We start from the raw sequence: 13,143 nt of genomic DNA, 5'->3' as shown, positions 1-13,143 counted from the left end.
AATCAAAGATGGTATTAAAATAAATTTTGCACTCAAAACAACACTCACTTAATGTTGATCTTGCGAACAAACATCTTGTTGCCCTTTCTCACTCGGATAACATAAACACCCGATTCCAGCCCTTCATTGAGACAACGCTTCCCTTCAAGGCTATAGACAGAATCAATAGAAGCCTCCCCAGAACAAAAGATAGTACCATTTTTCACAAACAAGAGAGTTTGAGCATCATCTTGGATGAGATCGACATTTTTAAACGTCGAAATGATTGTCTCTTCTGCATTGTACACCTGACAATCAAGCGGATCGCTTTTCAATGCCTTAGCAACAAAGGCCACAATACGCAGATTAGCAGGGTTCCAGCTTCGATCAAGAGTACAAGCAGTCTCAAATGAGTACTTATTTTCGGCACTGACCTTAATCAATTCACCGGCAATCGGGGTTACAAACTTTCTCAACACTCCATTATGAATAAAGGGCTTTCTCTTTCCATTCTCATCAGTCCCAGTACCAACTTGATCTGTAGAATAGATATGATCTTCCACAATGTAGATATTGGCATATATATCCTTACCTGCAAGCATAGGCAAAGTCTCCCCTGATATGGAGATGTTCAGACTATGATCTTCCGCCCGATAGGCTTCAGTAAGTTCTATTGTAAGGAGAGCCGGTCTTTCCACAGCTTCCTCAAAGAACATCTTAGTCTTTTCCTTGTCTTTAGAAAAGATACGATGTGCAGGAAATTTTTCTTTGGTGCTTAATATTTTAAGCTCCGAAGAAGTCCTGTCAAGAGATATAGCAGGAGCAAAGGGACCTTCCGGATAAGGCGGGTTGTGAGGATCTCCATAGAGCATCTCCAACGATTTGCTCTCCTCTAATGTAAACTTATCATAGGTAAATCCAACATGATGAACAACCCAAGTGACCTTGTCTGAGAAAGATTCTCCAATCAATTCTTTCAACTGAGAATGGCCTCCCGGACAAGAGCTACAAAACTCAGTAGAAAAGTTTTCCAAAAGAACCTTTCGTGGATAAGCCTTTTCCAAAATTTTTTCCAAAGAGAAAACACTCGGCTGGGAGAAGATTTTCTGATCATTCACCTTGCTAACTTTGACACCCAGCTCTTTGCCTCCCAACACTTTGATTTCTTTGTCCTCTATCTCGAGAGGCTCCAAAGGAAGCAGAGAGGTCACATGCTCCGACTGTTTGCACAGCTTATTATCTACATAGTAAGAGATCTCGACCTTTTCAATCCTATTCGACCCCATGTTATATAGCTTATATTTAGCTGTTATCTCTCCCTTTTCGTTCATAACAGGAGAAAGCTTTAAATCCGCAATCTGAGTTTTGTTATGGAATTCAGGATGATCCCCGTCCAAAATCAACTGGATTCTGAGACAACCTTGCTCATGGGTACGAACCGTGGGGGGGCCTCCATTCAAAGAGATGTAATTGCCTTCCATGGGAGCAGATATAACCTCGTCCACGCTTATAACAAAAGGAGAAGCAAGTACATCTTTCTGAGTATAGGTGTAGCCAAAAACCACATCCTTCTCCTCCAAAGAATAAGAATTATTGAAGAACACTTCATTCCAACCCTGCCTCAAATTAGTGACCTTGCTAAGCAAGGGAGAGGTTCCCTCAAGAGTGTTTCTCACGAATAACTCCGCAGAGGGAATATCTGCACACACACCCACACGCATACCCAAAACCTTAGCTCCACTGTACGCCTTAGTCTTGTCTGCCTTGAAACGAGCAAAGGAACTAATCTTAGTATCATTGCCTATAAAGCCTTTGGGATATCCGCGCCCTGGCCTACTCAACGGAGATTCGAGATCACAATACCCCCAATAAAAACGACCCTCTGAGGTCATCAGAGGTATGTCCTGAGAGTTTGCTTGTGCAAACAATCGCACGGCCGAAGCCAGTGCGATTGTAATGCAGAAGATAAATAACTTCTTCATCTTTATTATATCAAAAACAGATCAATCGACCATCACCTTTGTTGCTTTACCGTTGAGAACAACAATATAAGCCCCAGTCTTCACATTCACTTCTGCCTTCGAAGCAACTAGACTAAGAGGATAAATCTCTCTACCCAAGACATCGTATATGACAAGTGTAGACATTCCAGATACTTCTATCGAAATCACATTTCCAGCTACTCTCACACCAGAGATCTTCGAGAGTTCATTGTCAATAGCCAAGGGCTTACCCTCCAAATCTTTCAGGTTACGGAATTGAGACCAAGCAGCGTGGCTATCGTAAGCCTCGAAAGCCTCCTTAGGAATACGAAGCTCCAAGTTCTGATACAAAACAGCTTCAAATGCATCTACAGGAGCCTCGGGAGGAGTGGTCGGCAGACAAACAAGTTTAGTTAAGTTGGGACATTCTTTTACTACATCCTTACCCAATTTCTGGAGAGAAGCTGGCAATGTCAACTCCGTCAAAGGTACACAACCCTTGAAAGCTCCGCCTTCCAAAGACTTAAGAGTTTCCGGCAAACTAACTGATGACAACATCTTACAGCCAGAGAAAGCTCTGTTCTGGATCTCCTCTAGCCCTGCTTTAAAGGTTACTTCCTGCAGATTAGCATTACTTACGAATGTATATGCAGGGAGAACTTTCAATGAAGCTGGTATAGAAGCCTTGGTTAAATTTGAACAGAAAGCAAAAGCGTATATCCCATCTATCATTTCCAGGCCTTCGGGCAAGATGGCTTCTACAAGACCCGATCCTTTGAAGGCATTGGCAGTTATTCTCTTGATCGTCTTAGGGAATATGAAGTACTTGAGAGTTCTCTTCTCCTCAAACTGAGACTCCTCAAACGAGTTGGCCGGATATTCTTTTTCTCCGATAGTTACAGCTTCGATATTAGCATCAGCCAAATCGATCTTTTCAATCAAGATCAGTTCTTTCTTCAGAGTTCGCAAGTCTCTGACATTGATCGGGCCATTCACCTTAATTGCGGTGAGGGTATTCTTCTGATCTTCGGTCAGCAAGTCTTTGAGCTTACCGGCTTCATCCATCGTGATTGTGAAGATAGCAGGATCTTCGCTGATTGGGTTACCTTCCAAATCTTTCACATTGGTGAACTTTGACCACATCTCATGAGCTTTGTAAGCAGCTTTGGCTTCTGCTGGAATACGTAACTCAAGGGTAGAGTAAAGTCCCTCGAAAGCAGCAGCAGTAGCAGTTGGAGGGGTGGTTGGCTTGCTGGTGAGAATCGTCACCTTGGGACAACCCTTGATCACATCAGAGCCAAGGGTGCTGAGAGATGCAGGCAACGTAAGACCAGAGAGTTCAGCACAATCCATAAATGCGCTCTCTCCCAAATCAGTGAGGGTTTCTGGCAAGGCTACCTCTGCCAAAGTGGTTCCTTTGAATGCTTCTTTCTCAATCTTCACTAGATTCATTGGGAATACAAAACGCGTCAAAATAGCTTTTCCACTGAATTGTGCTTCTCCGATTGTGTTAGCCGCAGCTGTTTCCGTGCCCTCAATCTGGGCTTCGGAAAGATCAATCTCAGCCAACTTCACCATCTCTTTCATGGTCTTCAAGTCTTCCGCATTGATCTTTCCTGTGACCTTCAGAGCCTCAACCTTATCTAACTTGCCTTCCAGCTTGATAGCCAACTGACCAGCTGTCTCCATAGCAACGATTTGATTGGGATCAACAATCACTTCGCCTTGGACTTCTTCTATTGTTTTGAACTTATTCCATTTCTCATCAGCTCTGTATTTATCCAAGCTACCCTTTGCTACCAGCAACTTGGCTCCATCGAACACCTCTTGCGCAAAAGCAGAAGCCTCAAGAGAGGGAGGAGTGGTTGCCAGACTGGTCACTTCTTTCAAGGCCTTGCAGTTATTGAAAGCAGAACCCTGAACCTTAGTGATTGTAGATGGAAAAGAAACAGCAGTCAAAGCATTGCAATTCTTGAATGCAGTGCTTTCAATCTCTTGAATTCCTTCGTTCAATGTCAATGACTCGAGAGCCTTACAACCGGAGAAAGCAGAATAGGTAACAACTCTCAAAGAGCCGGGCAATACAACTTTCTTGAGATCGACAGAACCTTGAAAAGCCTCTTTAGTCAAAGTCTCAAGCCCTTCCGGGAGAATAACCTCCTTGAGTTTGGATCCCATAAATGCTTTTCTCCCAATCGTTTTCAAGCTCTTAGGGAATACGAATTTAGTGATCTTTTCAACTTGACTGAATTGAAATCCACCAATTTCATTGGCAGCATATGTACTGGTACCTTCCTTGTGCTCTTGAATATTTGCGTCTTCCAAATCAACGCTTTCAACAGCAGTCATATCAGTCTTAATAACACGAAGATCCACTACATTGATGGGGCCTTTCACCTTCAGAGATTTGACAGTAGCGAGCTTTTCGCCCAACTTTTCCTTGAGTTTGCCGGCTTCTGTCATTTCTACAACTTCCACAGCCTCTTCGGCGAAAGCTTCTGCAGGCTCCTCAGCTCTCACACTATGTGTTGCATAAGACAAGGGTCTCAATGCAGAGGCATTGGCTGGAGTGTTCACAACAAAGGCAGAACAAACTGCAGGAATAACGAAACCAAGTAAGTAATGATTTTTCTTTCGGTTCATTGTTTTTGAAAATATTTTTGAATTACTAAAACGACTAATCTTCTTGTTGATCTGTTACGAAAAATCCTCTATTAGTTCACTAGCATCTCCCTTTGAAGGAGGTGATAAACAGCTCGACTTCTCTGCTCTCGGAGAAAGAAGGTGCAGTCAGCCGAGAGTGGGTAAAATCTCCCCGAAAATTCTCTACAAAAGAACCCGTCTGGTATTTGCTCGTGCTATTGATGCTCATTGTACCTATGATCCTTGGCATATCTTCTGCACCCCAAAATGATCGCCAGCCCAACCCCCCAAAAGACCTACGATCCAATCTGTGCGCAGCTAAGGTATGAAAACAAACACTTCCATGCAAACTTAGATGGCTGATACAGCAAATAAATTTAGTCCAACCTCCTTTTTTCTTTCAATTAGAATAACATTCAAACCAAAAGACTTTCTTTTTGACAGCAGCAAACCTTCCAAAGACAGGGTTAAATATATTCTTGGATTTGGAGTGTATCCGGTCTGGGGTTAATAAAAAAGTCAAAGATTAAAGAGTTCCACGGTCATAGTCCTCATTGTCCAGTTCTTTTGAAAAACGATACTCCTTCCCGATAGAGAAGTAATAACTGAAGCCGGCAAAGACTTTCCAATAATTATCTCGCATATAAGTGTGAACATTCTCTTGAACAAGCACATCCGGATGATTGTCTGAGACATACATTTCTTCTCTAAAAAGATTCTCTACACCAGCCCGGAAAGACCAGTTGCCAACACCATAAAAAATCGCTACAGCAGAATACCAGTCAGAGGAAGATGTGAAATAACCACGTAGATTTTTGTATGGTAAGGAGCAATCCGCCTGCAATCCAAAATTTCTCTTGCGAAAAGCAATCGAAGCTCCTAATGGAAGAGAGCTCAAAGAGGAGATCCTCTCGTCCGTGTACTTGTAGTACTGCTGGCGAGGATGAGCATAGAAACGAAGAGTGAGAACTTCATTTCCCAAAGGCGTCAGGGCAAGTTCACTCCGAAACTCTACCTGCCGAAAATATTTCGCATTGTCAGGATACTGCACAATAGCCGTTACACCACTAATTTTTTCTTCTGCAAAACAGGCAATCAATTCATCCCAAACATGCCGGTAACTGACTGATGTTTCTATATCGATGTATTTGTTTGCCCAACTGTGCTGAATTTGAGACTTCAGGCGATAACTATTCTTCAAATGAGGATTATTCCGAAAGAAGAGTCCTTCTCTAAGTTGTCGTAATGCGCTGGTAGTTTGCCCCAATTCGGGGACATAATTCTCCCCCTCCATACTAAGACGCAAACGGTGTCTCTGCTTGAATCGGTAGAGAAGCTGTGCTGCGGGACTAAAGAAAAAACGAATACGAGATTCCGGCTGTCCATAATGAGAAGAGGCGTAGGCCAAAGACAATGCTGGCGTGATACGATAAGAGAAATGGCCAAAGCCACCCTCCAAAGAGACATATACACGCTGCCGATACTGTTGCTGCAAATCATCAATTTTCTTCGCCAAACTACTTCCGTCGATCTTAAAGAGAGAACGCGAATACATACCCTGTATTCCAGCATGTAGGAGAGTTCGCCCTAGATAATGAGCATAATCGAGCTGAGCTATCAAGGAACTCTTGTGATTATTCGCAGACAAATGATCTTGGTAGAAAATTTGAGATAGATTCTCATGATCTCGCTCCTCTGCGTCCATTACCTGCTGCACAACATTGGTTGTAAAAACAGTATTTGCATAAAGTTTATCTCCATTGGGCAGACGACAATCGTAGTATAAATCAAGTATCGGACTAAAGGTCGAAGCTCTACTATGAGACTCTCCCCTGCGGTTTTGTTTTTTCGTATTGACAAAGGCCTCAGCCAATAACTGACTGCGATTTTTGAAATGGTCAAAAACACCGGATACAGAAGCCTGGAATGTCTGTTTGTTTGCATCAGTGTAAGTATATACCCCTTTGAGAAGTAGATTCTCGACAAGGAACTTCTCCTCCTTATCATACAGAAATGAATAGGGAGTTTCTGTTGTATAGCTTATTTCTTGTTGTTCTTTACGACCAAGACGAGTATCCCGATAAAAGACATTCGAGAAAAACTTCGCTCTATGCCTCCTCTTGTTATAGGCATAAGACATACGAGCATTAGCTTCTGTAGCTAAGGGGAATATTCCCAGTTCTCCCCCTCCAGTGTGCCCATCGTCGAGAGAAAGGGTAATCACATCAATCACGCTATTGGCCGTATTGTAGCGCATAGGAGGCAAATCGTAATAGTCTACACGAACAATCTTTTGAGGAGGAATCATTTTGAGCTCTTCTTCATCAGAAACAACTCCATTTATAAGGATAAGGGGAGCAGGCTCTCCATTGGCGGAGGCAATTCGCCCTGTACTTGGATTCTCCTTTAAACGAGGAAGTGAGAGAACCAGATCTCGAGCAACCGCAGCTCTACTCTTCTGCGCCTTATCGAAATGATAGCTATGGCGACCTACATGATTGCGAGAAAATCCATAGACAGAGACTTCTTGTAACTCTTTGTTCTGGAGAGGGAGATCGAAGTTTAGTGTAACCACACTATGTAGGCTATCGACCGTTGCTGTCAGAGCTTTCTTCTCATGGCCGACGGAGGAAACCTCCACCCTATACTTGCCATAGACTAGGGACCTAAAGTGATAAAACCCTCGACGGTCTGTATAAGTACCATTCAGAATCACAGTGCTATCCGAGGCGTAAATTATCACTGAGGCAAATTCGACCGGTTTTTTGTCAGAAAAGACAAAGCCCTGTATAGATCCCTCACTTTGGGCATATAGATTTGAAGAAATAAATCCTGTAAGACAGAGTAACGAAAAAACGATTCGGGACAAAATATTCACCATAGAACTTCTCCGAGTAAGGTCACAACAAAGACGCAAATAAGAAGAAAGAGGAAATCTCCTCTCTTTTCTTTCCGCATCACATTCATCATACCACTTGCCACAAATGTACAAAAGATAGAACTCGAAGAGATATTCTTACATAAAAATCTACTCTCGTGATCGGATGGCATGTATTTTCTAAGAAAAACGGCAAAATACCAACCATTCGAGCATAGCATTTAACAAACAAGAATAACCTCTATCCGTTCTCCAAAACAAAGGTTTTGAGGCAAAAGCATACCATGGAAAAGACCATGAAAACCACAAGAAACACAAATCTAATATTGCGGAAACAAGTTTTACCAACGTCATAAATGTTGGTCCTTTAATTTCACAACACTATCAAGTAAAAATGAAACACATTATGAAACACGATTGTCCTTCAATTGCAGCGGTTATCAAAACTTCAAGTTACTTCTCTTCCTCCCTTTTACTTGCCCCCGGGCTGTTTTTCTTCTCTTTCCTTTTCTCTCACTCCTCGCAAGCACAAGGTATCGTAGAAGGCCCCATCATGCTCACAGGAGAGCACGAGACTGGCTGTCTCACCGGAGGGATTTCCGGGAATGGTCGTTATATCTTCGGCCTCAACCCAGACAATAGTTTCCGGTACGACCTTGAAACAAAGGAAAGCTATTATCCACCCGAACAACACCAGATAGTCTCTGTATTCGACAACGGAGATATGCTCATTTTCGTCGTAAAGGGTAATGGAGGTGTCATAACCGAAGCCGACAACAAATTCACAGCTTTCACCAGTCCCGATCCGGAGTACCCCTTTGTGGGGCCAATGTTTGCATCTGCGGATGGCAAATATATCTGTGGGAATGTAGCCAAAGAAAAAGGCGGCTTTTTACACTCAAACCTTTTGTTGGAATACGGCAAGAAGATGGCTCGTACAAGCTTTCCATCCTAGAAGTACCGCAGAAAGATGCCCAGTTCACCAATGCCATGTTCTGTTCACAAGACGGGAAGAAAATCTTTGGGTTTCAAAAAAGACTGGACTGGGTGGCTGGATCGATTCATGGTTTGGGAAATGGGTGAAGATGGCCAATACCACTCCAAAGGCTTAGACGACGCTACATTCTTCGGTACAACAATCCCTCTTCCAAGCGGTTTTGAATTCGCAATTGTTCCTTCCTCCGGACGTAAGATGCTCCCAAGTTTCAATGAAGAATATATCTGCGCCGGAATTAGACCGTACAACAAAGAAGAAGAACACCTCGGAAAAGAATCGCCCTACATTCACAAACTATCGGAGAATAAGTCTATCATATTCGACAAGATTTCAGATGCTATTGCCATAAATGCCTGGTCGGATGACGAGCTGCTCTGTGGCAAATATGCACCAACAGGAGATTGGGACTGCTTTGTCGCTCGCAAAGATGGTACCGAAATGACTTTGAGTGAATGGATCAACCAGAAAACAGGAGTAGACGTGTCCGACTTCCACAAGATACCCGAAACGGATACCCCAGTAATGGGATTTCCATTCTTGTCAAGAAATGGGAAGGTGATGGTCTCTTTCAGGTTAGACCCCAATGATTCACAGAAAACAAATGTCTCATACATCGTACTCAAGGATGAGATATTTACCGGAATAGACTCCCCCAATCTTCTGCAGTCGGAGCAGGAAGGATATACGTACAACAAAGCCAGTCGGATGATCAAAGCTCATTTCGATGACACCCAAGTATCCCTATTCGACATCTCAGGCAGTCTCCTTGCTCACACTTCACTAAATGCAGGCTCGGAATGGCAACTTCCCTCTACTCTGCCAGAAGGCATTTATGTATTGCGAATTGTGCAGAAAGGGAACCACAAGACACTGAAGACAGTCTTGTAAAATAAAGCCATTGCACAGACTCAAAATAATCGGAGTAAAGAAATATTGCACGAAAGAGTAGATAGCCATCAGCTATCCTCCGACAAGAAGAGCCCCTCAAACCTCTGATAGAAAAAGGTTTGAGAGGCTCTTCTTTAGGCCTATACAAGCCTACGCAGCTCTCTTATTTGTCTTTCTTGAGCAGGTCTCGTATCTCACTAAGCAAACGAATATCCTCAGCCGGAGCTACTGAAGCTTCTTCCACTGGTTCTTCTTTGCGCTTAAACTTATTAATAGCCTTGATCATGAGGAATATAGCCAAAGCAATAATCAGAAAGTCTATCGCAGTTTGCAAGAAAGCTCCATATCTGATAGCTACTTCCGGAATGGTCTCTCCAGCTTCTACAGTTGCTCCTCTGAGGACAACTCGCAAGTCGGAGAAATTAACATTACCAAGCAACATTCCGACAGGAGGCATAATCACATCTTCGACCAACGAAGATACAATCTTGCCCAAAGCTCCACCGATAATGATACCAACAGCCATGTCCATGACATTGCCTTTCATGGCAAATTCCTTAAACTCCTTGATAAATCCCATGTTTGTTCGTGTTTGAGGGTTAGTAAATAGCAACTGTAAGACGTGCACAACCGGTATTTTCCTCCGGATGCAATTGCCATCCACAGCCAAATATCCTTCAGTCTCGAAAAATCCGAAACTCAATGCTTATGAAAAAAGATCCCGTCAGCCTGCGCTTTGGGCATCACCAGCATATCATTGATACAAATATTGTCGGGCAAGGTGAGAGCTGCAGCTATGCAATCGGCTATGTCCTCGCCTTTGAGTGGCTCAAAGCCTTTGTAGACATTGTCGGCTCTTTGCTGATCCCCATGAAAACGCACTAGAGAAAACTCCGTCTCCACAGCTCCGGGACAAATTTGCGTCACTTTCACTCCATAGGGAAGCATATCCACACGCATTCCCTTACTGAGGGCATCTACAGCATGCTTGGTAGCACAATAGACATTTCCATTAGGATAGACCTGCTTGCCGGCAATAGATCCCAGATTGAAAATGTGCCCCTTACGACGCTCACACATACCAGGGGCAATCGTACGTGTTACATATAGCAATCCCTTTATATTAGTGTCTATCATACGATCCCAATCTTGGGGATTGCCCTGTTGTATGGGATCCAAGCCGGCTGCCAATCCGGCGTTATTGATCAAGACCTCTACCATTCGCCACTCCTCCGGTAGCTGCCCCAGCTTGGATTCAACCTCGGCCTGAGATCGCACATCCAGACAAATGAGGAAAAGCTCGGTACGGCCTGCCAGTTCGGCTTTCAACTCCTCCAACCTCTCTTGGCGACGACCTGCGACGATCAGTCTGTAGCCCAAATCGGCCAGCCGGATAGCTGTAGCCCTTCCTATCCCGGATGTTGCTCCGGTAATCAATGCAATAGGTTTCATTGTGATAAGACAAATGATTGTTTGTATTATGTTTCTTGCATCTATGCTCTTTTACTGCTGTTCGTCAGTCTCTTCAGTATGCGCTATATGAGCAATCTTTTGCCCATCAGCAAAGTGCAAACAGACCCGCTCTCCTGCTTCCAACGAAGAGGATCTGGTATGAAAAAGGCCATTTCCTCCTGTAACAAAGACAAAACCTCGCTCTAAGATACGCTTTGGTTCCGAAAGACGGATAGCCTGCTCATGCAAACTAAGCTCCCTATCCCGAAGAGCAAGACACTGCCGAGCAGCCGGAGCTATCCGTCGGCAGCACAAAGTCAGTTGTTGTAGAAGACGGTTCGTTTGTTCTCGCCTGAGAAGAGGGAGTTTATCACTTATACCCGAGAGACGCCTCTGTTCGACTTGCAAGAAGCGATGCCCCTCCACAGCCAGACTCTTCTCCAAAGACCCAAGCCGATCGGCATAGCAACGCATCAGACGGTTCAAAGGCTGAGAAAGGCCGATAGCCAACCGCTCTTGTCTATCGGCATAGCCGAGGAGCAATTGCTGTGCCCCCATGCGTAGGTTCATTGCCAAACGCTCTATCATATCGGCTTCCTTACGCATCGAAGAAATGAGATAATCGGCTACGGCTGTGGGTGTCTTGAGCGAGACAGAAGCTACAATATCCAATACAGAGCAATCTCTATCATGACCGATACCACATATCACAGGCAGAGGGAAAAGAGCCACTGCTCTGGCTATGGCATAAGAATCAAAACAACTAAGCTCGGCCACAGCTCCTCCTCCACGTATCACAACAACAGCATCGTATAGCCGGCAATCTGCCACAATGCGCTCCAAGGCTACAAGGATAGAACGCTCGGCCTGCTCACCCTGCATAACAGCCGGATAGAGATGTGTGTAGAAAACAAAACCTTCGGTCGTATCGGACAAATGGTGTACGAAATCGCCATACCCGGCAGCGGAAGCAGAAGAAATGATCGCGAGGCTGCGTACGGGACGAGGCAGAGGAAGCTCTCTGTTGCGCTCCAACAAACCCTCATGCTTCAAGCGATCCACAATCTCCCGCCTGCGGCGAGCCAAGTCGCCCAAGGTGTAGGCAGGATCTATATTGTGAATGACAAGAGAGAGGCCGAATTGCTCATGAAAAGAAACAGAGACCAGAAGCATTACCTCCATACCAGAAGCAAAGTCCATTCCTGTCTGCTGCTTGAACCGGCTGCAAACCTCCACAGCTACGTTCCGCCACATGGAAGCACGCATACGGGCTATCAGTCGGTCGTCATCTTCTCCTTTCTGAACCAGTTCTAAATAGCAATGACCGCTACTTTCGTTAGTGCGTACATCCAAGGTCTCGGCGTGTATCCAATATTTACCGTCGAAACCATGAGCAATACATGCTCGCAAAGACCGACAAAGCTCCACAAGGGAGTAAGAGCGAGCAATGGTCATAGGCAGCTACGTTCCCTCCGGGGAACAGTACAAGGGACCTTTGAGAACTGGCTCAAAGCTCCTCCTGCGGGATGGGGATATTGCGTACAAAAGCCAAATCAAGGGAGATAAGAGTCTCGGTAGCGATGATACCGGGAATTTCCTGAATAGTGGCATTAAGGATACGCATCAGATGATTATTGTCTTTGGCGTACAGCTTGATCAAGACAGAATACGGTCCGGTGGTATAATGACATTCGATTACCTCCGGAATACTATACAGCTTGGGCACCACTTCTTTATAAAGCGAGGCTCGCTCCAGCTTCACTCCCACATAGGTACAAGTACTATATCCTAATGTCTTCGGATTGACATGATAACCCGAACCTATAATCACACCCTGTTCTTGCAAACGCAGTACACGCTGATGTATGGCGGCACGAGATACACCGCACTGCTCGGCCACATCCTTGAACGGAGTACGAGCATTCTCACTAATAATGCTGAGAATACGTCTATCCAGACTGTCTAACTTGATCATAACCTATCTCTATCTATGTTACTAAGCTTAATACTTCTGCGAACTGCAAAGTTAATCCAAGGAATTGAATACACACAGAACGGGGAACTTACTCTCTACAATAAACGCCCGACCTTTCCTCCTCCGACAATAAGAAAATCAATCTTATATCGAGACAAAACGAAGGAGGAAACAGACCTCCACAGAAAAACAAACTCGGAGAACACTCTTCTCCAATTCTCCAAAGAGGTCCAAGCAAAGGTAATCAGCAGCAAATAAAAATACAAGCTTCCATCTACCATCAGCAACAAGCTGCAAAAGAGCATCTTCCATTCTATAAAAGTTTACCTTTGCCAGAGAAGGAATCTCT

Annotated in this window: 9 protein-coding genes; 2 read left to right on the top strand and 7 right to left on the bottom strand. The window is 44.3% G+C overall.

Going from position 1 to position 13,143, the window contains the following annotated elements; all coding sequences use genetic code 11:
• Nucleotides 1-44: 44 nt before the first annotated feature.
• From DQN70_RS03050 to DQN70_RS03040, 3 genes are all read right to left on the bottom strand, one after another.
• Nucleotides 45-1,961 (bottom strand): Omp28-related outer membrane protein, encoded by a 1,917-nt coding sequence (locus tag DQN70_RS03050; protein WP_023939280.1) that lies wholly within the window; start codon nucleotides 1,959-1,961, stop codon nucleotides 45-47.
• 21 nt (nucleotides 1,962-1,982) lie between these two features.
• Nucleotides 1,983-4,604 (bottom strand): leucine-rich repeat domain-containing protein, encoded by a 2,622-nt coding sequence (locus DQN70_RS03045; protein WP_023937891.1) that lies wholly within the window; start codon nucleotides 4,602-4,604, stop codon nucleotides 1,983-1,985.
• A 526-nt stretch (nucleotides 4,605-5,130) separates the two neighbouring features.
• On the bottom strand, nucleotides 5,131-7,485 hold the full coding sequence (locus DQN70_RS03040) for a TonB-dependent receptor (RefSeq protein ID WP_023937889.1): 2,355 nt from the start codon (nucleotides 7,483-7,485) through the stop codon (nucleotides 5,131-5,133).
• Between the two features lie 403 nt (nucleotides 7,486-7,888).
• Between DQN70_RS03040 and DQN70_RS03035 the strand changes: the two genes are divergently transcribed.
• Complete coding sequence (locus DQN70_RS03035; RefSeq protein WP_042225588.1) at nucleotides 7,889-8,437, top strand: hypothetical protein; 549 nt, start codon at nucleotides 7,889-7,891, stop codon at nucleotides 8,435-8,437.
• 66 nt (nucleotides 8,438-8,503) lie between these two features.
• Entirely contained in the window at nucleotides 8,504-9,367 is an 864-nt protein-coding gene (locus tag DQN70_RS03030) for a T9SS type A sorting domain-containing protein (RefSeq protein ID WP_023939277.1), read from the top strand.
• Between the two features lie 163 nt (nucleotides 9,368-9,530).
• Here DQN70_RS03030 and mscL read toward each other — a convergent pair whose 3' ends face one another.
• From mscL to DQN70_RS03010, 4 genes are all read right to left on the bottom strand, one after another.
• Nucleotides 9,531-9,947, bottom strand: a complete 417-nt coding sequence (gene mscL / locus DQN70_RS03025) for a large-conductance mechanosensitive channel protein MscL (RefSeq protein WP_023939275.1) — start codon at nucleotides 9,945-9,947, stop codon at nucleotides 9,531-9,533.
• Nucleotides 9,948-10,066: 119 nt separating this feature from the next.
• Complete coding sequence (locus DQN70_RS03020) at nucleotides 10,067-10,819, bottom strand: SDR family oxidoreductase (protein ID WP_023939274.1); 753 nt, start codon at nucleotides 10,817-10,819, stop codon at nucleotides 10,067-10,069.
• 51 nt (nucleotides 10,820-10,870) lie between these two features.
• On the bottom strand, nucleotides 10,871-12,274 hold the full coding sequence (xseA, locus tag DQN70_RS03015; RefSeq protein ID WP_023937880.1) for an exodeoxyribonuclease VII large subunit: 1,404 nt from the start codon (nucleotides 12,272-12,274) through the stop codon (nucleotides 10,871-10,873).
• 52 nt (nucleotides 12,275-12,326) lie between these two features.
• Nucleotides 12,327-12,794 (bottom strand): Lrp/AsnC family transcriptional regulator, encoded by a 468-nt coding sequence (locus DQN70_RS03010; RefSeq protein WP_023937879.1) that lies wholly within the window; start codon nucleotides 12,792-12,794, stop codon nucleotides 12,327-12,329.
• Nucleotides 12,795-13,143 lie beyond the last annotated feature (349 nt).

This window comes from Porphyromonas crevioricanis (assembly GCF_900476255.1).
Lineage (GTDB): Bacteria > Bacteroidota > Bacteroidia > Bacteroidales > Porphyromonadaceae > Porphyromonas > Porphyromonas crevioricanis.
This window is presented reverse-complemented; position numbering and strand designations above follow the sequence as displayed.